A 24,139-nucleotide genomic window follows, 5' to 3' on the forward strand; every position below is an offset into this window, starting at 1 on the left:
ACAAATATGGCCGGATCAACCCCTTTTCAGCAAATGCCTGCGCTTACAATAAGAAAAAGACAATGCCGGCATGCCATGCTTGTCCATCCCAGCCCGAAAGGAAGAGGAGCAAATCATGACCGAACGCACTTGGCAAGCCAAATGGATATGGGGAGGCTTGGAGGCGAGTCCGCGGAATGAGTGGCGCTGCTTCCGCCGCAGCTTCGACCACCCGTCCTCTGCGGAGAAGGAAGCCGCCCTCCACATCAGCGCCGACTCCCGCTACGTCCTCTATGTGAACGGCGCCCTGGCCGGCCGCGGACCGGTGAGGTCCTGGCCGGAGGAGCAGTCCTACGACAGCTACGATATCGGCCGCCTGCTGAATCCCGGCTGTCGGAACACGATTGCCGTGCTTGTGCTCCACTTCGGCATCTCGAACTTCTGCTACCTGCGCGGGCAAGGCGGTCTCATCGCGGAGCTCGAGACGCCCCGCGGGATCAGCCTGGCTACCGGCGAGGAATGGGATACCGCCCTGCTGGGAGGCCAGCTGCCCAGCTCGCCGCGGATGTCCTGCCAGCAGGCGTTCGCCGAGGTCATCGATGCCCGCGGGCAGGACGAGGGCTGGATGACGGGAGCATCCCGGCTCATGGCCTGGTCGTCTGCGGCAGCTGTCTGCGCTGCCGGAGAAGGGCCATGGAAAAAGCTCGTTTCCCGCGACATCCCGTTCTTGACGGAAGAGATCCGCTATCCTGCCCGGATTGCCGGTCTGCGCCGAGTCAAGCCTCCTGCCTTCATGGCTGCCATCGACCTGCGGACAATCATGGTTCCGGACAGTGTCGGCCACGCCAACCCCGTAAGCTATTGCGGATTTCTCGCCTCTGTCCTGCAGCTTGAGGACAAGGGCCGTGTCACGATCGGGTTCCCCGGAGGAGCGCGGCCTGGGGGCATTCTCGTGGACGGCGTCCCCATCGTTGCGCACCGGGGCGTCCAGCCGGAACGCTATTACGATCTGGAGCTTGCAGCCGGAACCCATACGCTGCTCATCGACGTCACCTCCGGCGACCATGGAAGCAGCTTCCATCTCGGCGTGGATGCGGAGGTGCCGTTCGCTTTGGCGGCTCCGTCCCAAACGCCCGGAGGAGAGCTGTATTCCGCTTCTGCTACAGGCTCACCAGCGGCGGATGTGATTTCCATGCCAGCTCCGTTTGCCGCAATCGGACCGTTCGACGCTGTCAAGCATGTCGATCATCAAGAAGGCAGAGAGCTGGACACGGATCATCTCCTCTATGTGCGGCTCAAGGAAGGCGCGGTAGCGATGGACGATCCCGAGCTGAAAGGCTGGCTTCGCGGCATCGATCCCCGCCTGATTACCGGGCAGGATGCCTTCGGGCTCAGCGTCTGGCAGCGCGAGCAGGAGCGGCTGGCCGTGCCGGCCTCGCTCCAGAACGCCGTGCTGCCTGTGCCGGAGCCGGCCGAGCTGCCGCTGTTCCCGGGCTGGGACTGCGAGCTTGTCATCGATCTCGGCGAGCAACGCTCCGGCTTCATCGGCTTCGAGCTGGATGCTGCGGCTGGTACGGTCGTGGATATTTACGGTATCGAGCATATTCGGCATGGCTTCCGGCAGCATACGTACGGACTGGACAACACGCTGCGCTACATATGCCGCGAAGGCAGGCAGAGTTATCTGTCCCCCGTCCGCCGGGGCTGCCGCTACCTGATCCTGACCCTAAGAGCGGCAGATCGTCCCGTCCTGCTGCAGGAGATTCATTTCCGTCAAAGCTCTTATCCCGCAGCAGACAACGGCAGCTTCCGCTGCTCGGATGCCCTTCTGAACGAGATCTGGAGCATCAGCCGCCGGACGACGAGGCTCTGCATGGAAGATACGTTCGTCGATTGCCCTTCGTACGAGCAGGTGTTCTGGGTAGGCGACGCGCGCAACGAGGCGCTGGTCAACTACTATGTGTTCGGATCGACAGAGATCGTGAAGCGCTGCCTGAACCTCGTCCCGGGGTCCGCCTCCGATACGCCGCTGTATCTGGACCAGGTGCCGAGCGGCTGGAGCAGCGTCATTCCCAACTGGACGTTCTTCTGGATCATCGCCTGCGAGGAGTTCGTGGAGCATACGGCGGACATGGAATTTGCCCGCGAGATCCTGCCGCATGTCCGCCGGACGATCGAGGCCTATTCCTCCCGCATTGACAGCTCAGGACTGCTGAACATGCGGGGCTGGAACCTGCTCGACTGGGCTCCGATCGACCAGCCCGGCGAGGGCATCGTCACCCATCAGAACCTGTTCATGATCAAGGCGCTTCGCCAGGCGGCCCGGCTGGCCGAAACCGCAGGCGAAGCCGGCACGGCCCATGGATGGCGGGAGCTAGCGTCGTCCCTGCAGGCCGCTGTCAACGAGAGCCTCTGGGATGAGCGGCAGCAGGCCTATCTGGACTGCATCCATGCCGACGGCAGGCGGTCATCCATCTTCAGCATGCAGACTCAAGTCGCCGCCTACCTGTGCGAGGCGGCGGAAGGAGAGCGCTTGGCCGCTCTGGAGCGATACCTGGCGGAGCCGCCGGCTCAATGGGTCCAGATCGGCAGCCCGTTCATGAGCTTCTTCTATTATGAAGCGCTCTCCAAGCTGGGCCGCCATGAGCTCATGCTGGACGACATCCGCCTCAACTATGGCCGGATGCTGGAGCATGGTGCGACGACCTGCTGGGAGATGTATCCCGATTTCGCGGAGAACCGCGCCAATCCCGATCTGCTTACCCGCAGCCACTGCCATGCCTGGTCGGCCGCTCCCGGATATTTCCTCGGCGCGTCCATTCTTGGCGTCCGCAAGCTGTCGGCAGGCTGGCGTTCCGTTGAGATCGCGCCCCAGCCCGCAGGCCTGAGCTGGGCCGAAGGCATCATGCCGCTGCCGGACGGCGGCGAGATCAGCGTCAGCTGGCGGGTTGCAGGGAATTCGATTTCACTTCGGGCGGAAGCTCCATCCGATATCGCCATTCAGGTGCGATGGCCGGAAGGCCATACCGGTAAGGTGGAGCATTTGAAGACGGCGCGGATGTGAAAGATCGTTGGCCGCGCCGGCTCCATAACGCCCCATCCCAAACAAAAGAACGCGTGCTCGGTTCCGGAAGCCATGAAAGGCTTGTCCGGTTCCCAGAACGCGTTCTTGGTCATTCCATGAAATACTCAATCGGCGATGGGTTGCATACCGGCGAGTCAAAGCTGTGGTCAATCCCCGGTCAGACCCGCAGCAACAGTTCGTTTAGCGGCGGCTCGTTCAGCCGACCTCGCGCTCAAGCGCGACATATTGGGTGTAGCTTTCTTTCTCGACGCTTATCGAGGCTCCGAGGAAGCGGGCAATATCCCTCGCCGGGACGTACAGGCTGCCCCTCACGACGCTTGCCGGATAGGACAGCTCTGAGCTCTTCCCGCTGATCTGAATCGACCGGCTGTCTTTTTGGAACCAAGCCGTCTTGCCGGTCGCTGGATCCTGCAGGCTCCATTTCTTCTTCGAGGAATCGTACGCGACCGTTCCTCCCATGCGTTCCGCGACGCTTCTCAGAGGCACCAGAGATTGGCCGGATGCCGTCAGGATGAACGAATCCGGTCCGAACGGATAGAACATGGCTCTTTGCCGTCCGGCTTGCAGCTCGTTTTTGAGAATCTCGTAGGCGGCGCTTCCTTTATCGAAGTCCTGCATGATCCGGAAGCTCGGGGCGTCCGCCCAGCGATCCGATGTCCAGCTGTCCTTGCCGGCATCCGGCTTGTCCGCAGCCACCTCTTCATCGATACGCCACTGTTCCCGCTGGATGACCAGGCTGATTCCGTTGATGGGAAGCTTCTCCCGCTCCACGGTGGCTTGCTCCGGCTGCCATACGGCAGCCGCTTTCAAGCTGCGGATATGCAGCGAGGAATCCAGCAGCAGCTCTGCCTTGAGCGAGGAGCCCTTCGTAAACAGTTTCTCGAGATCCCCTTCCTCCTCCGCCTGATCCATGCTGTCCAGGCCGGATGCAAGGCCGTCGCTGATGGACTCGACAGCGTTGGCGACAAGCTCTTCCTTCCCGGCAGCGGACAGAGGCTCGCCGTTGTCATCGGCCGCTCCAAGCTCGGGATGCGCCAGCATGACATCGTACAGGGCGCTCATGGACTCATTCAGGCCGCTGCGGTCCGACGCCAATTCCGTCACATATTTTTTGAGCCAGCCCCAAAGCTCCATGCCCTGCCACTCTGTCGTTACCTTCCAGCTTGCCTGGCCTCCGCCATATACGGCAGCGGATACCGGAAGCACGGAGAGGCGCTCGGGATTCGGCAGCTTGGAGATCCAGAATCCTCCTGCCTTATCCACCAGCTCGCGGCCGATCAGCGCGGATTGCAGCGGGTCAGCCGAGCCGCCGATTCCGACAGCGGAAGCGCTGAAGCTATCGCCATAGCTGTAATCCTCTTCGTCCATAGCGATGACCAAGGGCTTTTTCAGTCCTTCGAGTCGGATAACGGCTTGCTGTTCATCCACTTGCGCGGAAAAGCCGATGCTGCGGCTTCCTAAGAGCATCGCGCCGTCAAGCGATTGACGCTTTTCGTTCTCGAGTTTCCATGAATCGATGCGTACCTGCAGATTTTCCAGCAGCTTCATTGCCTGCTTGTTGCGGGCGCTGACATCTTCATAGGCGAAACGGCTGAAATCCACGCTCAGCATCAAGCTTCCCCGGCTTTCGCTGGATTGCGTCGCAAACGATTTTGCGATCGCGCCGTTCATATCCAGGCCTCCAACCGCCTGACAGCCTGCGGCTGTCAGCATGAGCAAGCATAGGCCGAACAGGGACGCTTTCCGGATTTTGTTCCATCCTGACTCTCTCATCGACGACATTTCCCCTTTATCTCTCCTGAATGCTAGATTATTCTATCACAAGAGGATATAGATGGAAGAGTGCTTTTTCAGCATCAATCGCGATGTCGATGGAAGGTGGCATCGATCTTCGCATTTGGCCGCATCAGAACCTGTTTAGGCTGTCCTCAATCGGATTCAAAAGGGACGGCATCGGCATTTGCCGGCTGTCTGGTTGAGGAACGTTTCCGGAAAGCAATGAAAAAGATCAAGGCAAAAGCAGCAGACACGGCGCTGACCGCGAACAGCGCCTGGAAGCTCAGTTGCTGGGAAATCCAGCCGAGCATAATCGCTCCCAACCCGATGCCGAGATCGTTGGCGGTCGATAAAGTCGCATTCGCAGCTCCTGCACGATCCGGCCGCGCCCAACGCAGCGCTGCCGCTTGAAGCGCCGGCTGCGCCGAGCCGAAGCCGACCCCATACAGCACAGCCGATACGAGAACGCCGGCCAAGCCGGTCGAAAGGCTCAAGACGATCAAGGCGCAAACCGTCAGGAGAATCGCAGGTACAAGGACGAAAGCCTCCCCGCGCCGATCCGACAGCTTTCCGGCAAAGGGACGGATCAGCGCCAGCGCTGCGGCATAGGCCAGAAAGAATGCCCCGGAATTGAGTTGAATAGAGGCGGCGAACAGCGGAACAAACGTCGTAATGCCGCCGTAAGCGACAAACAGAAAAAAGACGGATACAGCGATAGGCAAAACCGGCTTTTCAATCCACTCGATTCTTTTTGAGGCCGCCCGCGCTCGAACAGGCATCTTCACCCCTGCCATAAGCAGCATCGCTGCGGCCGAAAGGCCGGCGGCGAATAGAAACAGCGAATCGTACGACAAGCTCTCCGCAGTCCAAAGGCCAGCCATCGGTCCGATCGCCATGGCCAACGTCATGGAAGTACTGAACCAGCCTATGCCTTCCCCGCGGCGTTCGGCCGGAATCATGTCGGTCGCAGCCGTAATGGCAGCAGTCGTTGACACCGCCCAAGTCATGCCATGCAAAATTCTGAGCCCCATCAACCCGGCCATCCCTCCCGCCCATGTATACAAATACATAGCCAGAGTGAAAAACAGCATTCCCCAGATGATGAACGGCCGCCGGCCGAACCGGTCCAGCAGCCCCCCGACGATCGGACGAAATACAACGGCGGACAGCATGAACGCGCCCATCGCCAAACCTACCTGCGTTTCGCTGCCCCCGAACTGTTGTATGAACAGCGGCAGCGTCGGATACAGCATATAAAAGGCGACAAAAAGAAAGAGATTTCCGATAGTCATCAGAAGAAAGGGTTTCGTCCATAGTCGCTCCAAGCCGGTACTCCACCTCATAAGCGCTTTAGGAGAAAGACGGACCCCCGTCCAGATCCGGCGGTCCGACTTCATGGATTAGTGATGGCCGACAAGCCGGTGAGGCACATAGGGTTCCTCCAGCGAAGCCACTTCTTCGGGCGTCAAGCTGACCGACAGGGCGGCTGCAGCGTCCTCGAGATGCGATATTTTCGTCGCGCCGACGATGGGAGCGGTTACGGGCTGCTTCTGCAGCAGCCAGGCTAGCGCGATTTGGACGCGGGGAACGCCGTGCCGTTCGGCGAGAGCCGCGACCTGATCGATGACCGATCGATCCGCATCCGATGTCGCATCGTATTTCTGCTTCGCGATCGAATCGGTTTCGGATCGATGCGTGCTTTGCCGAGGATCTCGTGTCAATCTTCCTCCGGCGAGCGGGCTGTAAGGAATGACGCCGATTTTCTCTTCCTTGCAGAGCGGAAGCATCTCCCGCTCCTCTTCGCGATAGATGAGGTTCAAATGATTCTGCATGGACACAAACCGGGTCCAGCCATTGCTCCGGGCGACATGCAGCGCTTTGGAAAACTGCCAGGCATACATAGCGGATGCGCCTATGTATCTGGCCTTTCCCGCCTTGACGACGTCATGCAGCGCTTCCATCGTTTCTTCGATGGGCGTATGGGGATCCCAGCGGTGAATCTGGTACAGGTCCACGTAATCGGTTCCAAGCCGCTTCAGGCTCTTATCGATTTCACTCATGATCGACTTCCGGGAAAGTCCAGCCCCGTTCGGACCTGGATGCATGCGGAAATGGACCTTCGTCGCCAGGACAACCTCATCTCGGTTGGCATAATCCTTCAGAGCCCGACCGACGATCTCCTCGCTCGTCCCGTCCGCATACACATTGGCCGTATCGAAAAAGTTGATGCCGAGCTCCAGGGCCTGCTTGATCACGGGCCGGCTCCTCTCTTCGTCCAGCACCCATTGATGATGTCCGCGCTCGGCAATTCCAAAGCCCATGCAGCCCAGGCAAATCCGGGATACATCCATGCCGGTATTTCCAAGTTTCGCATAGTCCATTCGTCAGCACGCTCCTTCACCGGGTCTACCGAAATTCTACTCCTTGGAGTCAACTCCAAGTCAAGCAAAAAACGGCTTCCCGTTGAAAGGAAACAAATCTAGACTTCTCCAGGTTTTAAAAGATATACTTAATGGAATTTCCATAGGAAGGGAATCCAGCGATAGCGATGTCAAAAATGAACCGATTTGTTTTAAGCATTCCAATGGTCTTCATCCTCGTCTTGATCATGGCTGCGCTGCCTCTCTTGCTGCAGCCGGACGGGAGCCACTCCATCCGGCTCGATTGGCCTCAGAGCGCGGCAAGCATGAAGGACTATGTTTCCGGCATCGCGACCGGCGAATCCTTCCGGTTCCTATCCGGACAGAACACGCTCTCCTTCTGGGAGCAGGTCGGAAGCTACTTTAGCATTTCATTCGGCTATCTCGCATGCGGCGCTCTGATCGGCACGACGATAGGCGTCCTGATCGGAGTCTATTTCTCGTTGTCCCGTGCGGAATGGCTGAAGCGGATCGTGGAGTTTTCGGGGGCGATGCCCGATTTCGTATCCATCCTCCTTCTTCAGTTTCTGGTCGTATTCGTAGCGTCGAAAACCGGAGTCGTCCTTTTTCAAATCGCGACCTTATCGGTCAAAGAGCCTGCGGTCGTGCTTCCCCTCGCATCGTCGATTCTCATTCCGGCCAGCTATATGATCCGAAACGTAACGATGCAGATGACGTATACGCTGGCCGAAGATTATATCGGCTTTGCCAAAGCCCGCGGATTGAGGAAGCTCTACATCGTCTTCTATCACGCTCTTCCCAATGTGCTTCCTTTCATAAGAGCGGATCTGCATAAGTTTCTGGGGATTCTGATCGGGAATATCTTCATCGTGGAGTATTTGTATAATCTGCACGGCCTGACGATGCTCTTGTTCAGCAATGTCTACTCATCGGGCGGCTACCAATTCCCGCTTGTGGTGAACGGACTGCTCTCGCTGCTGGTTCTTTATGCCGTTATTTACGCGTTGCTGAAAACTTATCTATGGGGATGGGAAAAGGTGTTGTCTCGATGAACAAAACGCTGCTGGCAGGATTGGTCCTCACAACCGCAATTATAGGCGCGGCCATTTTCGGCCCGTTTTTTATCCAGCATGAATTGGACGAGCCGTTGAAAATTCACTATGCAGTCGACAGCAGCGGAAAAGGAACGATCGTTGCGCCGCCGCTGGCTCCGGGCAAGGAGTACCCGCTTGGAACCGACTTTTACGGCTATGACCTTATGACCCGCATATTGGTTGGCGCCAAGTACACGATTTTCCTGGCCGTCTCGATCGCTTTTGCACGAGTGTTTTTCGGCGGAATCACAGGCATGCTGCTGGGCTATTTCGCCCAAAAGTCCGCTAAACGAAGAAAGCCGGCGACAGCCTGGAAGCTGCTGAATGGGATTCCGATTTTCTTGGTCGTTTGGCTGCTGCTGGCCGGATTGTCGATCAACTCCAGTCTCTCGCCGATTCTCTTATGCGTGGTGATGGGAATTGTGCTTGCTGCCATCGGGATTCCGTCGATCGTCATCTCGATCAAGGAAAAAACGGAGCTTATTCGAGAAAAGCCGTTCATCCTCGCCGCCCGGTCGATCGGTACGGGTCATCGGAAAATGATCGGCGCGCATCTCTTTCCCCATTTGAAGGACAGCTTCCTGATCCTGATCGTCCAGGAAGTCGTGCTGGTCTTGACTCTGTTCGGGCAATTGGCCATCTTCCATCTGTTCGTCGGAGGTACGGTCATGACCTTCGATCCGATCGAATACAACAGCCGCACCAACGAATGGGCCGGACTCATCGCGGCCGGACGGAGCAGCCTGGACGTCTACCCATGGATCCTGTTTGTGCCTCTCGCCGCTTACCTCGTCCTGATTATGGGATTCCAGCTGCTTGCCAGAGGACTTCAAGCCCTGTTCAATCAAAAATACACGAAGCCCTCCCGTCTTTAGCTGCTGCACGCATGAACGCCCACCTTCTTCTTGGTCATGGCTCCATAGGATTTCTTGTTATAGATCCATAGAAGAAACGAAAAGCGGATGCCCACTGGGCATCCGCTTTTTCGGCACTTAGCCTTTCAAGCGGGCTTCATCGACTCCCCATCATGCCTTCGACAGCATGCGATGAAAGTTCTTGTCTGTTCCGCTATGCAAGACCATGACTGCGGTCCGCCTGCAGCGTTGCCGGCGGAGACCCTCGAAGCTTGGACCGTCATCGCCTTTGTCGAAGACGGTCGCCATCGTCAGCGCTCCGATCCGAATCAACCTGGTTTTATCCTTTCGCTTCGATTCTGTCCTCCGGCCACACGGCACAAGAGCCTTCAGTCCCAGATCGATGCTCTTCTTCCATTTTGTGCCTCCGGCATGAGGTGAAACCGCGATGCCTTCTTTCTTTAATGAATGCCGTTCAGGTTGGCATGAACGCTGGAAGGCAGGCTCGCTTCATGGATTTCGCGCTCAGTCGACAACATTTGAAGCAGCAATATTTATCGGATGTTAATTCCGCTGGTTATGATTCTTTTCGACATGAAAATCGCCTTTTATTTTGATTCAATCGGTCTATATAATTCCGATTAGCTCTAAATGTACAATACGTACTAGTTTTGAAATGAAATAACAAATCGTATTGTTATTCATTTGTAAAATAAAAAAAGAGCGGAGGATTGATTGTTGAAAAGGATTTTTGGTTTAAGCTGCGGATTTTATTTCTTGATCGGTGTTACCAGCGTTGTTTTAGGCACTCTTTTGCCCCAGCTGTTGACCACCTACAATCGCTCGTACAGCGATGGCGGAACGTTGTTGTTTTTGCAGTTTCTCGGCTTTTTGGCTGGTGTGATGGCGTCTCCTGTCATGTCAGCCCGGTTGGGAAGGAAGAGGCTGCTGACGCTGGCCTTGGCATGCATTGCCGGCGGATATTTCGTGATGGGCTTGCTGCCCCATTGGACTTGGATGCTCATCATGACCATCGCCGCAGGCTTCGGCTCCGGCATGATCGAATCCACGATCGGAGCCTTCACGATTGAATTCGCGGAGGAACAAAAAGCGGTTGCCATGACCAAGCTGGACGTTTATTTCGGTGTCGGCGCGCTTCTGATTCCGGCTTTGGCCAGCCTGTACATCTTTTTTGATCTCTGGCGCTACACCTTTTTCACCCTATCGGCCATGACCTTCCTGCTGCTGCTGCTCTGGAGCAAGGTGCCCGGCGCAGGCTCGGCAGGTGTCATTGAAGCCGGGGCGGCGGAACCCGGAAATCGGAAGCTCCGGTATTCAGGAAGGAGCCTTCGGATCCTGATTCTATTCGCGGCCTTCTTCTTCGTCTATATGGGCTTGGAGCTGGGACTCATGAATTTCCTCCCCTCTCTATTCATCGAAACGATTCATGCCAAGAATTCCGAAGCTTCATTGAGCGTCACGATCCTGTGGACTGCCATGGTGATCGGCCGGCTGTTCGTAGGGAGGATCGCGGAATCGATCCGGTATATCCCTTTCTTGTTCTGGAGCGCGGCCGGGACGCTTCTGCTCCTTTCCGCCATGGCCATCCTATCCAGCGAGTGGGCCCCCTATCTGCTCGTGTTCGGAGTCGGTCTGTCCATGTCGGGGCTGTTCTCCATCGCTCTCGTGTACGCCAACACGCTGATTCCCGGACGGACCGAGAAAACGACCAGCATCCTGATCGCTTCAGGCGGGATCGGCGGTGCGGTTCTGCAATATTTGATCGGCTGGAGCATGGCCCGAGGCGCCGCCATTCATACGATCTGGCTGTTTGCGGGCTTTAGCGCTGTACTGCTTCTGTCTATTGGCCTGGCCGACAAATGGAGCGCCGCGGTTAGAAGCGCTCCCCTGATCCAGCCCGGCAAGGAGCTGTAGGCGCTCCGGATTCAATCGGCAGGTCGTTGTTGAGGAGGTGATGCCGCAAATACGTGAGGCTCCGATGAAATCATTCCTATCCCTATTGGAGGTACAATCATGCAAACGTTGACAAAAGACCGGTTCAGGTACGGAAAAGGAATTAAGCTGATCGATGATTCAGGAGTCGAATACCTCGACGGGGTATCCGGCACCTTCAACCTTTCCCTCGGCTACAACCACCCCTATGTCGTGGAAAAAGTGCAGGAGCAGGTCGGCAATCTTACCCATATGTCCTCTTCCTTTACCGAGCCTTATGTGAATGAGGTCTTGGATCATCTTGTCGAGTATGCTCCCAACGGAATCAACACCGGTTGGATGCGGGATATCACCGGCTCCACCGCCAACGAATGCGCGACGAAAATCGCTCAGAAGTATACCCAGTCCACGGACATCGTCAGCCTGTTCTTGTCCCATCACGGCCAAACCCAATTTGCGACAGGGATTTCTGGCAATGCTTTCCGGCGCAAGAAATTCCCCAATTCCGCCGCCGCGAATTCCCTGCATGTGCCTGCTCCCTATTGCTATCGGTGCCCGTTCAACGCTTCGCGCCCGAATTGCGGGTTTCAATGCATCGAAGCCATCTCCGACCATATCGAATATGCGAGCTCGGGATCGGTCGCCTGCATGATTATCGAGCCCATTCTTGGCAATGGGGGCAATATCATTCCTCCTGAGGGCTACTTCGAGCGCCTCCGCAAATTATGCGATGAATACAACCTCATTCTAATCGCCGACGAGGTCCAGACCGGCATCGGCCGCACCGGCTACATGTTTGCAAGCGAGCTCTTCGACATCCGGCCCGATATGATCACCCTTGCCAAGGGGTTGGGAGGAATCGGGGTGCCGGTGGCGGCGGTGCTGATGCAATCCCGATTGGATGTGCTGGAGAAGCATGAACATTCCTTCACGTCCGGCAGCAATCTGATCTCGGTCACGGCCGCCAAATCAACCTTGGATGTCGTGTCCGAGCCTGGCTTCCTTGACGAGGTGAAGCTGAAAGGCGAGATATTGGGCGAGCTGCTGGGCGAGCTGGCGGAAAAGCACTCCTGCATCGGCGAAGCGCGCGGCGTCGGGCTTATGTGGGGCCTTGAAATCGTCGACAGCGAGGACGCTCCCGATGTGGCGAAGGCAAATGCGGCCATCAACCGGGCTTTCAGCGACCAGCGCCTCATCTTGAGGGGATCGCGGTACGGCTTCGGCAATGTCGTGAAGGTGCGTCCTTCCCTGACAGTCACCGCGGATGAGCTCGTGGAAATCGTGGGCAGATTGGATTCGGTTCTGGACAGTCTTGAAAACAGTTGAGGAGGAGAAACGGATGCAAGCATTGGTGTACAACTCGGCTTGGGATGTCGCTCTTGAAGAAAGGCCCGTACCTGCGATTAAAAAGGATAACCAGGTGCTGGTCCGCATCAAGGCTACAGGCGTATGCGGCACGGATCTCGGAATCGTGAGCGGGAAATATCAGGCGTCGTCCTCCATCATCCTCGGCCATGAATCGGCGGGAGAAGTGGTCCTTGTCGGCAAGGCCGTCACGACGCTGCAGCCAGGAGACCGGGTCGTGATCGATCCGACCTACTACTGCGGGCAGTGCGGGATGTGCAGGACGGGCCGGCAAAACCACTGCGCCCACAAGTCCGTCACGGAAACGGGCGTCAGCGCCGACGGCACGTTCACCGACTATTATGTTGCCGAAGACCGCTTTTTGTACAAGCTGCAGGACCATATCAGCTATGAGGAGGCGACCTTGACCGAGCCGCTCAGCTGCATCCTGACCGGAATCAACCACATCAACCTTCTTCCCAATTTCCGGACGATCATTCTGGGTGCCGGTCCGATCGGCATTCTGTACAGCCATGCGCTCGCTTCCAAAGGCGTATCGGGCTCTCTGGTGGACATTTCCAAGGAAAGGCTCGCCAAAGCGGCCTCGATCGCTCCCGACCGCTGGGAGGCCTACGATTCCTTCCAGGCAGCCGCCGAGGCGGCCGATCCAGCTGGGCGGCAGGTCGATCTGATCGTAGACACGACAGGCGTTGTCGGCACTCAGGTCATCTCCAACCTGGCCAACGGCGGCTACCTGATGCTGGTAGGCTTAAGAGACGGCACAAGCACGTTCAATCCGAAGGAAATCGTGGACCGGAGCTTGAAGATCATCGGCTCCATCGATTCCTTGGGAACCTTTTCGACCGCTCATTACTTGATCGGACAGCGGATCGTTCCCGCCAAAGAAATCATTACCCATACGTTTCCACTGGACCGGTACAAGGAAGCCTTCCAGGCTCTCGGATGCGATCTGAACGGAAGAACGCTCCATCCGTCCTCCCATGCGATCAAGGTCATTCTTCAGTCCAGCTGATCCCGTTCCAATCATTCTGCAATCAAGGGAGAGAAATTCATGAACGCATGGAGTTTATCCGACTGGCAAGAAAGCCCGATCCAGGCGGTTCTGTTCGATATGGACGGCGTGCTCGTCGACAGCGAGCCGATTTATTTCGAGATCGAGCGAAGCTCGTTCGTCCACTTCGGCGCTTCCGTCGATGATGAGGAGCATCATGGCTATGTCGGCATTACGCTGGAAACGATGTGGCGGCGTGTGCTGGACAAGCATCGGATCAACGCCAGCCTCGAGGAGGTTTTGTCCCATCACAAGGAAAAGGTGCTGACGACTTTGGCCCGGCCGGACCGTCTCGAGGCCATGCCGGATGTCGAGCGCTTGCTGGGCTTTCTCCAGGAGAGGCAAGTTCCGCTCGCTGTCGCCTCCTCCTCCCCTCGGGCATTGATCGAGATCATCATGGAGCGCACCGGGCTCGGGAAGTACTTCGACGTCAAGGTCAGCGGCGAGGAAGTCGATCGAGGCAAGCCGGCGCCGGATATTTTCCTTCATGCGGCGAGCTTGCTGAATGCGGAGCCTGCCTCCTGCCTCGTCATCGAAGATTCGCGCAATGGAGTCCAGGCTGCGAAGAGCGCGGGAATGCGATGCATCGGCTACCGCAATCCGGGATCCGGCAACCAGGACCTTGCCATGGCCGATGTCGTCATAACGGCTTACCGGGAGCTGTTGGATATTCGGGATACGCTGCCGATCTCTCCGCTTGTTCTGGAGAACAAGGCTTGAAGGCGACGGAACAACAGACAAGGTAAGGGGGAAAAAGAAAAGCCCGAAGATCCTGCCTCCGGAACGAGGCGGGATCTTCGGGCTGCTGGCGGCTGGAATCAGTCCTCGCCAGGCTCGGCATGGACATCCGTATCGGGCTCGGCCAGCACCCATCGGGTGAAGGCCACCTTGAGTCCTCCGCTCGTAGGCGCGCAGAGGAAAGGACCGGCTTGCCAATCCTCGCGGATCGGCAAAGGACTGACGCGGATCGTTCTCCAGGGATGATGCTCCGTCCTCGCTCTCACAATGACCGCATCCTCCAGCCGGGATGCCCGGATCGTCACGACTTCCCCCGCCCATTCGGGAACCGGGGAAAGCGACCAATCCGACAGCCCCGAAGTGACTACGGCTCCCACATGCGGGATTCCGTCGTTCATTTCGATGCCGGCTTTTATCCATTGCTCCGAATGGCTCCACAGCATGAGTCCCGCCTGATCGTACAAATGATCCATGCCGTCAAGGCGGAACCCGACCTCGATGGCCTTTTGGCCATTCCATGGAGCAAGCAGGGAGTGGCCGCTGTCGCGCTGAAATCCGTACATCGTTTTTTGCCAGAAATCGCTTCCTTCCACAGCCTCCACATGAAGCTTGCCATCGATTTCTTCCCAAGACAGCGGCTTTGTCAGCCATTCTCCGCTTGACCAGGCTATTTTCTCGGACATGATCGTTCTCCTTTGGCTATGATCCCCATATTTCCACTAAGTATAAAAGAGATGGGGTTGTTTGCCTACAGCTTTTCCAGCCGTTCTATGGCGGGAAGCGCGCAACGCTGCCCGGAGTACCGGGCGGCTTTCGTTCATGCCGCCGCCTTTGCCATCGGTTTTTCTCATAGTCAATACGGCCTTGATGATTTTTTTCTCATGGTTTTCTAACAATCGGGCTCAACCGCAAGGCCGGGCAGGACTTCCGTCCACATTGGGAAGTTGTGGGGATTCCGGCTATGGTATGGTTTTCCCAGACGATCAAGACAGCCATCGTCAACGACTTTACCGAGCGGGAGGAACTTAACCATGCAAACTCGCAACAATCGAATGAGAACGAAGCTGCTTGGCGTTACGCTGAGCCTGTCCATGGCCTTTTCCGGAGCCATGCTTCTGGCTCCGAGCACGACTCATGCTGCGGCAGCGGAAGCTTCCGCAGCGGATGCCATTATCGCAACGGGAAAGCAATACTTGGGCGTGCCGTACAAATTCGGGGCAAGTTCCGGATCAACCGATGCCTTCGATTGCTCCTCGTTCATGCAATATATCTTCAAGAAAAACGGCATCGATCTGCCCCGCTCTTCCAAGCAGCAAGCGGCTGTCGGCACGCCGGTAGCGAAGGACCAGCTGCAGCCGGGCGACCTGGTGTTCTCGGATACGAATCGGGACGGAATCATCAATCACGTCAGCCTTTACATCGGAGACGGCAAGCTGCTTCATACTTACCGTGTCGGCATCGGCGTCACGGTCTCGACCTTTGCCGGCAGCACTTGGGACAACACGTTCGTGACCGCCCGTCATGTCATTCCAGGCGACAGCGGAACGGTAGCTCTTCCTCAATCGGACGAGACGGCCTCCATATCTGCAAACACGGGCAAATCGGCTGAATCGGCTACACCGGCCACTGCAGAAAGCAAAAAAAGATCGAAGTGGAATCCGTCCAGGCATAGCTGACATGACCGCACGGCCCGAAAGAATCTCCCCAAAGGCTCTCTGCTTGTTGTCCAAAGCAGAGAGCCTTTTTTTTTGCAATTGCTCTTGGCGGCGCGGCAAAGCACGCTGACCTCAGCGACCTTGTTCGAACCCATGGACAACCCGCTGATGACATGGATTGTACGCCTCTATCCACTCTGCCTGATACAATTTTTCATTGATCTCGGTCTTTCCTACAATCCATGCAGGAGAACAATAAACCGACTGTCCTGCTTGCAATCATGGCTAGGAGTGAAGCAATCCCTATGAAAAAATCCATTGTCGGCATCCTTTTCGGCGGCCGGTCCACTGAGCACGAGGTTTCCCTTTCCTCCGCAGCTGCGGTCATGGAGAGCTTGGACCGAGACCGCTATGAGATCGTCCAGATCGGCATCACAAGACAAGGAGAATGGTTCCGGTACGGAGGCGATCCCGTCGCGATCCGCGAAGACCGCTGGAGGTCGCATCCAAGCTGCGTGCCCGTACGGCTTGATTTCCGGTCCGGCAGGCCTGGGTCCGGCCGATGTCGAGCTGCGCCCGGTTCTGTCCCTCAAGGCAAGCGTGACTCGGGTGAGCCGGGTCGAGCGCGGAGATACGGTCGGCTACAACCGGGACTTCACCGCTTCCCGCGCCACGATGCTGGCTACGCTATCGGTCGGTTATGCGGACGGCATTCCGAGGAGACTGTCCGAGACAGGGGGCTCGGTTCTGCTGCATGGGAAGCGCGCCCCTATCGTCGGACGCATCTCGATGGATCAGATGACCGTCGACGTCACGAATATCGAAGGAGTCAGGCAGGGAGATGCCGCCACGCTGATCGGCCGGGACGGAGCCGAAGCCATTACGGCCTGCGACATGGCCGCATCGTCCGGAACGATCGTGAACGAGGTAATCAGCAGGCTCGGACCTCGACTGAAGCGGATGTATCGGTGCTAAGCTGAAGCCGGTCAAGCCTTATTGGTTTCCGTCTGGAATCGGAACCCTGTTGGCCAACCGCCTCTTGACCGCCCGATAGCCCGGATATGCGATCGGAAGGCCATTATCCTCTTCGCGCATAAAAAAAAGGAGCGGCTCAAGCCGCTCCTGTCCGCTGCTTCTTAACAGCGTATGGGGAACAAGTCCATGGTCCGTCGGCGCCGTCGGTCAGAACGTGCTGGCCTTGGTCGTGTCGGAGCACCACCGCAGGTTGAACAGCTCGCGGAATAGAACCTCCCTCGCTTCCGGGCTGTCGATGTAGCGCAGAGCTTCCGCCGCATGACCTCGCACATAGCGGTTCGAATCCTGCAGAGCTTCAGCCAGCTCCGGCACGGCGTCCGCCGCCGCTCCCTTCAAGCGCAGCAGCGAGAGGGCAGCCATGAACCGGACTTGATCGTCCTCGTCGCGCAGGCCGCGGATGAGCGCCGGCACGATCCGCTCTGCCGGGCTGCCGATCATTCCGAGCGAATCGACGACCTGGCGCCGCACCTCCACCGACTGTCCCGCCAGCAGCGCGGCAAGCTGCGGAACTGCAAGCTCTGCAAGCTCTCTCAGCTCGCCAAGCGCGAACGCTGCATGGCATGCTGTCGCGTTGTCGGAGCTGCCAAGCGCAGCCTGCAGGCCGGCAACCGATCCGGCTCCGGCAGCCGACAGGCCGTAGGCGGCCAAACGGGAAATCCGGCTGTTCTCCTGTCGGAGCGCCTTCTCCAGAACGGCGATTCCCCCCTGTCCTCTGGCGGCTAGGCTGTATGCCGCATCAAGGGCCGATCGCTCATCCGATCCGGCAAGAGCGGCCGCAAGTCCGGCAATGGCTTCCGCATCGTCCGGCTGCGAATCCGCCAGGCTGCCGATCCGTCCGGAGAGCCAGTTCCACGTCTCTTCCCAGATGATGGCCGCATCACCTTGCCCGGCAGCCGCATCCGCCGCCGGTGCCCATACCGGATTCCGGCAGTCCCAGGATGGCTCCGTCGGCGCCGTCGTACGCATGAATTCGAACTTAAGCATATAACGGGGCTGGCCAAGCATATTGGCCGTGGAACGGTGCCAGATGTCGTAATGGATGAGGGCGAAGGTGCCGGCTCCGCCCTTCGCCGTCACCTCTTCCTTCGGGTTCTCCTCCTCGAAGACGCGGGATTCCAGCCACTGGGTGCCCGGGAAGATTCCTGTCGGTCCCAGCTCAAGAGGCGTATCCTGCGGGAAATACATGATCATCGCCCACCAGGGATGGTGGTTCCTCATCCGGTCATAGCCCCAGTAGCTGTCCTTATGCCAGCCTCCCGGCTGCGCAGAGGCGTTGAAGTGGCCGTGACGGTGAGTATGCAGCAGGTAATCGGGTCCGAGCACGCTTGTTAGCGCGCCGGTCACGACCGGATGGTCGAACACCCTTTGCAGGTCCCTGATCCGCGGCAGGATGTTGTTGCCCGGATTGCCTTCTTCGTTGTAGACCTCGTTAAGCTGAGACACCAGTCCGTCGTGGAACTCCTGCGGAAAGTCGGTTTGGAGCAGCAGCACTCCGTCGCGGATAAACGTTTTCATCTGTTCGTCTGTAAGCAAGGCAGGCTTGTGGATAGTGGTCATGATCGATGTCCCTCCCGGAATCTGATACACTGATTATAGTTCGCGATTCCATGGGCGAGAATGGAAGTTCCTAAGGGAATAGGGGACAAAACTAAGCGATGGGGCTGGACGAATGATGCTTCGACAAGAGGAATCCACGCTGCTTGAATTGCTCGGCAACCTGCAGATCCGGGTTCAGGTCGCCCACCGCACCCAGTGCACGGCGGACTGGCGGGATCTGGACTATGTGCCTGAATTCAACCGGCTTTACTTCATTATGGACGGAGAAGGCTGGCTCAAGGTGGATGGCCGGGAATGCTTCCCGAAGCCGGGCCAGCTGTGCCTGATGCCCGCATTCGTCAAGCAGTCGTATTCGGCTGTTCCGGACAAGCCGCCTTTCTCCAAGTATTGGTGCCACTTCAACGCCGGCGTCGGTCCGTTCGACTTGTTCCAATGGATCGACGCCCCGCTCTGCATCGATGCGCCCGACCCGCAGCGGATGCAGAGGCTGTTCGCCGAGCTGGCGGAGCTGAATGCCCGCCCCTCCCTCGTATCGCTGCTCCGGGAGAAGGCCGTCATGCTGGAAATTCTGTCCTCCTTCCTGGAAAGCATCCCGGTGCAGGTGCTTACCCACCGCAGCGAGGAGATGCAGAGGATCCGCATCATCCAGGACTATGTGGAATCCCATCTGCAGGACAGCTTGAGCATCAACGATCTGGCGGCTTCCCTCCATCTCCACCCGAACTATTTCATCTCTTACTTCAAGAAGCACTTCGGGATGCCGCCGGCCAAATACATCAGCCGCAAGCGGATGGACATGGCGCGCAAGCTGCTTGCCTCCACCTCCCTCAGCGTCAAGGACGTAGCGGAACGGACCGGATACCCGGACACCCACTATTTCGCCAAATGCTTCCGCAAGGAAACAGGTCTCAGTCCGACGGAGTACCGCTCGGCGTATGCATGACAAAAACCAGCTTGAGCCGATCCATCCGGCAAAAGCTGGTTTTTTTGTCGTCTATCGTTCGCCCGCAACGCGAGGCGAGGGCCGGTCAGTACAAGCTTTCCAGCTCTTCGATCAGGGAGCCGACGTAGGTCGCGGCGGTACGGATCGGATCCGGCTTCGACATGTCGACGCCTGCCAGCCGGATCAGCTCCAGAGGACTCATCGAGCCGCCGGCGCGGAGCACCTCCAGCCAGCGGTCGACAGCAGGCTGGCCTTCCTCCCGGATGAGCTGCGCGGCCGCAGTGGAGACGGTCAAGCCAGCCGCATAGGTGTAAGGATACAGGCTCATGTAATAATGCGGCTGGCGCATCCATGTCAGCTTGGCATCGTCATCGATGACGACGTCCTCGCCCCAGAACGAAGTGAGGATGTCTCCCTTCAGCTCGCACAGCTTCACGGCCGTGATCGGCACATCCTTCATGGCGAGGCCGTAGACTCGCCGCTGAAGCTCCCCTTCGAGCAGATGGGTGACGAAGTTGTGGAAATAAGTGCCGAGCAGCTGGGATATGACCCAGCGGCGCATGCGGGGATCCTCCGAGCGCGACAGCAGATGGTCCGCCAGCAGCAGCTCGTTCATCGTCGATGGCGCTTCGATGAAGTAAAGCGACGGCCTTGCGTTCGTCGGCCTCTGATAACGGCTTCCCAGCATCAGATGGCCTGCATGCCCGACCTCGTGGGCGAGCGTGAATGCGCCTCTCATGCTGTCCGCCCAGCTGATCAGAATATAGGAGTGGACACCGGGAATCGACATGCAGAACGCGCCGGTTCTCTTTCCGGCGTTGTCCGCATAATCGACCCAGCGGTCCCGGAACGCCTCCGACACGATCTCGCCGTACTCGGGACCGAGGACGGCCAGGGCTTCCTTGATCAGCTCCCCCGCTTCCTGGAACGTGATGCCGGGACTGAAATCAGGATCGAGCGGAGCTTTCAGATCGGCGAACGTCATCTCGTCCAGCTGGAGCACCCGCTTCTTGAGCGCCGCGTACTTGCGCATGTGCGGCGCCAGCTCTTCCTGCAGAATGTCCAGGATGTTGGCGTACATTTCGGTCGTGACCTGCTGCGGCGACAAGAGCATGTCCGTGACGGAATCATATCCCCGCAGGCGCGACTCGATCACCTGCCGCTTCACTTCGGTGCCGTAGGCTTCGGCGAAGGTGTTGCGGTATTTGTGCAGCGTTCCGCTGAACGCTTTGAACGCATTGCGCCGCAGCTCCGTATCCGGCGATTCCACGTATTTGTTCTCATAGAGCGCAAAGGAAACCGGCAGCTCTTTCCCGCTCCCGTCCTTCGCGGCCGGGAAGGTCATATCCGTCAGCTTGCCGCGTTCATAGATGCGGTATGGCGCGCCCAGCACTTCGCCGAAGGAGGCCAGAACCTTTTCCGTCTCCGCATTCAGCCGATGGGGCTTGCTCTGCAGCAGCAGGCCGAGGCTCCGCTCGAAATCCCGCAAAGCGGGCTGCTCGCTCATGTACGCGGCGATCGTTCCGTCCGGGAGCGAGATGATTTCGGATTTGATGAAGGAAAAAGCGGAGCCGGCCTGCGAGGAAAGATCGCGCGCTTTGGCGGCGTTCATCTGATTGTCCGGATCGATGCTGTCTCCGGATTGATGCAGATGGGCATACGCGTACACCCGGCTGATCCGGCTCTGCAGCTCTTCCTGCGCGACCAGGCAGGCGAGCAGCTTGTCCGCGCCTTCGCCTAGCGTGCCTTCGTATTTCGTGACGGAAGGCAGATCGCGCCGAATGGCATTCCATTCCTGCTCCCAAGCTTCCTTCGTTTCAAAAATGTCGCGCAGATCCCAAGTCGTCTCTACGTCGACCTCGGACCGGGCCAAGATTTTCGACATTTCGCCAAACCCCTCTCCTCATGACCTTGTTGGACCTTCATCAGGCGCCAGTCCTTTCCATTGTACCATGGTCCGCCGAGGATGGAACGAAAGAGAAGCATCCCGCCGGCTTCGCGGGATGCTTCATGGGATTAAGCCTGGTTGTGTCCGCCGGAATGCCCGGCTCGCAAGCCGAAGCGCGGGCACTTCCCTCCCGGAAGTCCCCTGACGGAATGGCCGCCGGCCGCTGTCATGGCTTCTTACCGATCGTCATGGCCGAAGCCTCAAAAGCTTCCGACGTATTCGAACAGCGCGTCCACTCCCTTGGCTGCTCCTCCGCTGCCGGAGAACGTCAGCCCCAGCTCTCTTGCCCGGGTCCGGATGCGGATGTCGTTCAACGTCCGCCAAGCGATCTCCTTCAGCCGTTCGGGGGATAGTTCCGGCTCCCGGATATAAACGCCCGCCTCCAGCTCGTCCAGCCTGTCCGCAATGGCGAATTGATCCGCACCCTGCGGAATGAGAATCATGGGAACTCCGAACAGGAGCGCTTCGCACACGCTGTTGTATCCGCCATGAGAGATGAACAGATCCGCTTCCCGAAGAATCTCAAGCTGGGGAACGAATCTTCGGACGGTTATATGGGCCGGAGGCTCGCCGATCAGAGACAGGTCGACATTTTTGCCTACGGACAGGATGATTCTCGCCTCGGCGTCCTTGAAGGCTTCCAGGCAAGTTCGGTAAAATTCCGGCCGATCCGTATAGATTGATCCGAAAGAGATATAAATGAGAGGCTGCCCCTCCCTCTCCCGTTTCTCCAGCCGAAGGCAGGATTCCGTCATTTCAGCCGGAAACGGAGGCCCCATGAAGACGAACCGCTCATCCAAGGCATCCGCATGCGGCTGGAACTCCTTGGATGTGAATACGAGAGTCAGCGGTTCATTCCCGCTGAAGGCATCGACCAGCCCGAAGCCCCGGACTTGATGCCTCATGGCGATCTCCGCCGCCTCGCGGTCCAGCTCTTGGACGGATGGCGGCTGCTTGGATTCGCCGTCCTTGATCTTGAATACGTTCCGGATCATGAACATCGGATCCTTCTCGAACAGATCGCGGCTGATTGCGAAGGTAGGCGAATAACAGGCGACCGGAAGGTCGAGCAGCTCGCCGATCGTTCTCCCCCAGAAGGCGTCGCAATCCCGCAGGATATAGTCGGGAGGATCGGCCAGCACCTCGGAGAGGATGGCATTCAGAACCGTCTTGCTCTTGCCGATGACGCCGGAGACGAGGTGCTCCAGCATCAGGCTCGTATTGCTCAGATAGATGCCGGGGTCGTTGTCGAGGAACAGCCCCTGCGTCTCTCCATAACTGCGGAATTCGACGCCATAACCGTGAAGAAGCTCTCTTTGAGCTTCGTCGGAATAATAGACGACCTCTTCCCCTCTTGCCAGAAGCTCCGTTACGAGAGGCAAGGTCGGCTTGACATGGCTGTAAAAGGGGAGGCTGAAAATCATGGCTTTGCCCATCGTCCGATGCTCCTTCTCGGTAAAATCATTCTTGCATGGATTCATGAAGCGCAGCCCGGTTCAGAAAGGCGAAGATGCCGTCGACCGCCAGCCCGGCACCGCCCGAAGCCCGTATGGCCTGCCCGGCTTGCCGGCAGGAATGCCGGAAAGCGGGATCATCCAGAACCTGGCGCGCCATGGATGCGATCTCCTCCGGCGAGCTGTCCCGGCTGCTGCCAGCCAGCCCGGCGCCGATCTCCTGGATGCGGCCGGAGACGGCGAACTGGTCGGCGGCTTGGGGAAACATGACCATCGGCACTTCGTAATACAGCGCTTCGCTGGCGCTGTTGTGCCCGCCGTGGGTAATGAACACGTCCGCCTGCTGCAGGATGCGGATCTGGGGCATATGGGAACCGACCCTGATATGGTCGGGAATATCGCCAAGCTCTTCCACGGGGATATGCTTGCCGATGGACATCATGACCTGCCAGGAGCTGTCCCGGAAAGCATCGATGCATTTCCGATAGAAAGGCAGGCAGTCGTTGTAGACGGTTCCCATGGAAATATAGACAAGCGGCGGGCTCCCCGGCGGCTTCGGCAATGCCGGCCCTTCCTCGGCCTTCCGGATGGAAGGGCCTAGAAACAGATAATCCGATCCGAATGTATCCGCGAACGGCTGGAATTCCCGGGAAGTAAAGACGAGATTGAACGCATCCGCTCCGGAGAACGCGTCGATGGCTTTGTATTCGATGGAGTAAGGCCTGGACAGCTCCCGCGTGCATTCGTTCAGATAGTCGCTGAACCGGCTTCCGCCGGGCCTGGAAGAGAGCCCCTCCAGCGGAGTTCCGAGCACATGGCGGGCAAAATAGTCCGTCTGCCCATCCATGATCTCTTCATTTAAGGCGATCGTCGTGATGAAGCAGATGACGGGAATTTCAAGCGTGCAGCCGATCATTTTGCCCCAATATGCCTCGCAGTCCCGAATGATGTAATCGGGCTCGTCCTCCATGACCCTTCTCATGAGCAGCTGGGCCATCCGCTGATGTTCCCTTAGCTTGCGCGGGACGAGAATCCGCATGATTTCCAGCGGATCCGAGGAATGGATCGGAATCTCGTCGTTGAGCAGACCGGTCAAGTCCCCGTAGCTTCGGCATATGACGCCTTCCATGGAGATATAGTCCAGATATGGATCCGTCGAGTAGTAATAGACCTGCTCCCCGCGCTCCACCAGTTCTCTCACCAGATCTGCCGTCGGATTGACATGACCGAAAAATGGATAGCTGAAAAAGGCGACTTTTCCCATATGTCCC

19 protein-coding genes and 1 pseudogene are annotated in these 24,139 nt (G+C 58.0%); 12 read left to right on the forward strand and 8 right to left on the reverse strand.

Features of this window, described 5'->3' with window-relative positions:
- Positions 1–115 precede the first annotated feature (115 nt).
- On the forward strand, positions 116–3,043 hold the full coding sequence (locus CIC07_RS12355) for a glycoside hydrolase family 78 protein (RefSeq protein WP_240923507.1): 2,928 nt from the start codon (positions 116–118) through the stop codon (positions 3,041–3,043).
- A 216-nt stretch (positions 3,044–3,259) separates the two neighbouring features.
- On the opposite strand, the gene CIC07_RS12360 is transcribed toward CIC07_RS12355, so the two are convergent.
- From CIC07_RS12360 to CIC07_RS12370, 3 genes are all read right to left on the reverse strand, one after another.
- The gene (locus CIC07_RS12360) at positions 3,260–4,837 is read right to left on the reverse strand and encodes a copper amine oxidase N-terminal domain-containing protein (RefSeq protein ID WP_157741903.1); all 1,578 of its coding nucleotides are present in this window, start codon (positions 4,835–4,837) and stop codon (positions 3,260–3,262) included.
- A gap of 155 nt (positions 4,838–4,992) precedes the next feature.
- A complete protein-coding gene (locus CIC07_RS12365) occupies positions 4,993–6,237 on the reverse strand; it encodes an MFS transporter (protein ID WP_346775660.1) in 1,245 nt (414 codons plus the stop codon).
- A 3-nt stretch (positions 6,238–6,240) separates the two neighbouring features.
- Positions 6,241–7,221 carry an aldo/keto reductase gene (locus CIC07_RS12370; protein ID WP_076355890.1) on the reverse strand — a complete coding sequence of 327 codons (981 nt, stop codon included), beginning with the start codon at positions 7,219–7,221 and terminating at the stop codon, positions 6,241–6,243.
- 176 nt (positions 7,222–7,397) lie between these two features.
- On the opposite strand from CIC07_RS12370, the gene CIC07_RS12375 reads away from it, so the two are divergent.
- The 6 genes from CIC07_RS12375 (at position 7,398) to CIC07_RS12400 (ending at position 14,258) form a co-directional block, all read left to right on the forward strand.
- Positions 7,398–8,273, forward strand: a complete 876-nt coding sequence (locus tag CIC07_RS12375; RefSeq protein WP_157741904.1) for an ABC transporter permease subunit — start codon at positions 7,398–7,400, stop codon at positions 8,271–8,273.
- A complete protein-coding gene (locus CIC07_RS12380; protein WP_157741905.1) occupies positions 8,270–9,190 on the forward strand; it encodes an ABC transporter permease in 921 nt (306 codons plus the stop codon). Before CIC07_RS12375 ends, CIC07_RS12380 begins: the two co-directional genes overlap by 4 nt.
- A 717-nt stretch (positions 9,191–9,907) precedes the next feature.
- Positions 9,908–11,104, forward strand: a complete 1,197-nt coding sequence (locus tag CIC07_RS12385) for an MFS transporter (RefSeq protein WP_076355888.1) — start codon at positions 9,908–9,910, stop codon at positions 11,102–11,104.
- A gap of 99 nt (positions 11,105–11,203) precedes the next feature.
- The gene (locus CIC07_RS12390) at positions 11,204–12,448 is read left to right on the forward strand and encodes an aspartate aminotransferase family protein (RefSeq protein WP_076355886.1); all 1,245 of its coding nucleotides are present in this window, start codon (positions 11,204–11,206) and stop codon (positions 12,446–12,448) included.
- A gap of 13 nt (positions 12,449–12,461) precedes the next feature.
- On the forward strand, positions 12,462–13,499 hold the full coding sequence (locus tag CIC07_RS12395; protein ID WP_076355884.1) for a zinc-dependent alcohol dehydrogenase: 1,038 nt from the start codon (positions 12,462–12,464) through the stop codon (positions 13,497–13,499).
- 39 nt (positions 13,500–13,538) lie between these two features.
- The gene (locus CIC07_RS12400; RefSeq protein ID WP_076355882.1) at positions 13,539–14,258 is read left to right on the forward strand and encodes an HAD family hydrolase; all 720 of its coding nucleotides are present in this window, start codon (positions 13,539–13,541) and stop codon (positions 14,256–14,258) included.
- 98 nt (positions 14,259–14,356) lie between these two features.
- On the opposite strand, the gene CIC07_RS12405 is transcribed toward CIC07_RS12400, so the two are convergent.
- Positions 14,357–14,959 carry a DUF1349 domain-containing protein gene (locus tag CIC07_RS12405; RefSeq protein ID WP_076355880.1) on the reverse strand — a complete coding sequence of 201 codons (603 nt, stop codon included), beginning with the start codon at positions 14,957–14,959 and terminating at the stop codon, positions 14,357–14,359.
- Between the two features lie 57 nt (positions 14,960–15,016).
- On the opposite strand from CIC07_RS12405, the gene CIC07_RS12410 reads away from it, so the two are divergent.
- The 4 genes and pseudogenes from CIC07_RS12410 (at position 15,017) to CIC07_RS12425 (ending at position 16,906) form a co-directional block, all read left to right on the forward strand.
- Positions 15,017–15,169 (forward strand): hypothetical protein, encoded by a 153-nt coding sequence (locus tag CIC07_RS12410; RefSeq protein ID WP_157741906.1) that lies wholly within the window; start codon positions 15,017–15,019, stop codon positions 15,167–15,169.
- A 138-nt stretch (positions 15,170–15,307) separates the two neighbouring features.
- Positions 15,308–15,952, forward strand: a complete 645-nt coding sequence (locus tag CIC07_RS12415) for a C40 family peptidase (protein WP_083687979.1) — start codon at positions 15,308–15,310, stop codon at positions 15,950–15,952.
- A 284-nt stretch (positions 15,953–16,236) separates the two neighbouring features.
- Positions 16,237–16,344, forward strand: a pseudogene (locus CIC07_RS25425) (D-alanine--D-alanine ligase A); the annotation flags it as partial.
- A 115-nt stretch (positions 16,345–16,459) separates the two neighbouring features.
- Positions 16,460–16,906 carry an alanine racemase gene (locus CIC07_RS12425; RefSeq protein WP_076355876.1) on the forward strand — a complete coding sequence of 149 codons (447 nt, stop codon included), beginning with the start codon at positions 16,460–16,462 and terminating at the stop codon, positions 16,904–16,906.
- 207 nt (positions 16,907–17,113) lie between these two features.
- Here CIC07_RS12425 and CIC07_RS12430 read toward each other — a convergent pair whose 3' ends face one another.
- Positions 17,114–18,523, reverse strand: coding sequence for a HEAT repeat domain-containing protein (locus tag CIC07_RS12430; protein WP_076355874.1), 1,410 nt, complete (start codon positions 18,521–18,523; stop codon positions 17,114–17,116).
- A 112-nt stretch (positions 18,524–18,635) separates the two neighbouring features.
- Here CIC07_RS12430 and CIC07_RS12435 point away from each other — a divergent pair, with 112 nt between their 5' ends.
- Positions 18,636–19,466, forward strand: a complete 831-nt coding sequence (locus tag CIC07_RS12435; protein ID WP_094248036.1) for a helix-turn-helix domain-containing protein — start codon at positions 18,636–18,638, stop codon at positions 19,464–19,466.
- An 85-nt stretch (positions 19,467–19,551) separates the two neighbouring features.
- On the opposite strand, the gene pepF is transcribed toward CIC07_RS12435, so the two are convergent.
- The 3 genes from pepF to CIC07_RS12450 form a co-directional block, all read right to left on the reverse strand.
- Positions 19,552–21,351 carry an oligoendopeptidase F gene (gene pepF / locus CIC07_RS12440; RefSeq protein ID WP_076355870.1) on the reverse strand — a complete coding sequence of 600 codons (1,800 nt, stop codon included), beginning with the start codon at positions 21,349–21,351 and terminating at the stop codon, positions 19,552–19,554.
- 263 nt (positions 21,352–21,614) lie between these two features.
- Complete coding sequence (locus tag CIC07_RS12445) at positions 21,615–22,850, reverse strand: macrolide family glycosyltransferase (protein WP_076355868.1); 1,236 nt, start codon at positions 22,848–22,850, stop codon at positions 21,615–21,617.
- A gap of 25 nt (positions 22,851–22,875) precedes the next feature.
- A complete protein-coding gene (locus CIC07_RS12450; protein WP_076355866.1) occupies positions 22,876–24,132 on the reverse strand; it encodes a macrolide family glycosyltransferase in 1,257 nt (418 codons plus the stop codon).
- Between the last annotated feature and the right edge of the window lie 7 nt (positions 24,133–24,139).

Source organism: Paenibacillus sp. RUD330 (genome assembly GCF_002243345.2).
In the GTDB taxonomy this organism is placed as follows: domain Bacteria; phylum Bacillota; class Bacilli; order Paenibacillales; family Paenibacillaceae; genus Paenibacillus_O.

Bases quoted from the DNA above. Each gene is read 5' to 3' on its own strand.
- CIC07_RS12415 (WP_083687979.1), top strand. From the start codon at position 15,308: ATGCAAACTCGCAACAATCGAATGAGAACGAAGCTGCTTGGCGTTACG.
- CIC07_RS12380 (WP_157741905.1), top strand. From the start codon at position 8,270: ATGAACAAAACGCTGCTGGCAGGATTGGTCCTCACAACCGCAATTATA.
- CIC07_RS12450 (WP_076355866.1), bottom strand. From the start codon at position 24,132: ATGGGAAAAGTCGCCTTTTTCAGCTATCCATTTTTCGGTCATGTCAAT.
- CIC07_RS12435 (WP_094248036.1), top strand. From the start codon at position 18,636: ATGATGCTTCGACAAGAGGAATCCACGCTGCTTGAATTGCTCGGCAAC.
- CIC07_RS12445 (WP_076355868.1), bottom strand. From the start codon at position 22,850: ATGGGCAAAGCCATGATTTTCAGCCTCCCCTTTTACAGCCATGTCAAG.
- CIC07_RS12430 (WP_076355874.1), bottom strand. From the start codon at position 18,523: ATGACCACTATCCACAAGCCTGCCTTGCTTACAGACGAACAGATGAAA.
- CIC07_RS12355 (WP_240923507.1), top strand. From the start codon at position 116: ATGACCGAACGCACTTGGCAAGCCAAATGGATATGGGGAGGCTTGGAG.
- CIC07_RS12395 (WP_076355884.1), top strand. From the start codon at position 12,462: ATGCAAGCATTGGTGTACAACTCGGCTTGGGATGTCGCTCTTGAAGAA.
- CIC07_RS12400 (WP_076355882.1), top strand. From the start codon at position 13,539: ATGAACGCATGGAGTTTATCCGACTGGCAAGAAAGCCCGATCCAGGCG.
- CIC07_RS12405 (WP_076355880.1), bottom strand. From the start codon at position 14,959: ATGTCCGAGAAAATAGCCTGGTCAAGCGGAGAATGGCTGACAAAGCCG.
- CIC07_RS12360 (WP_157741903.1), bottom strand. From the start codon at position 4,837: ATGAGAGAGTCAGGATGGAACAAAATCCGGAAAGCGTCCCTGTTCGGC.
- CIC07_RS12375 (WP_157741904.1), top strand. From the start codon at position 7,398: ATGAACCGATTTGTTTTAAGCATTCCAATGGTCTTCATCCTCGTCTTG.
- CIC07_RS12390 (WP_076355886.1), top strand. From the start codon at position 11,204: ATGCAAACGTTGACAAAAGACCGGTTCAGGTACGGAAAAGGAATTAAG.
- pepF (WP_076355870.1), bottom strand. From the start codon at position 21,351: ATGTCGAAAATCTTGGCCCGGTCCGAGGTCGACGTAGAGACGACTTGG.
- CIC07_RS12365 (WP_346775660.1), bottom strand. From the start codon at position 6,237: ATGAAGTCGGACCGCCGGATCTGGACGGGGGTCCGTCTTTCTCCTAAA.
- CIC07_RS12370 (WP_076355890.1), bottom strand. From the start codon at position 7,221: ATGGACTATGCGAAACTTGGAAATACCGGCATGGATGTATCCCGGATT.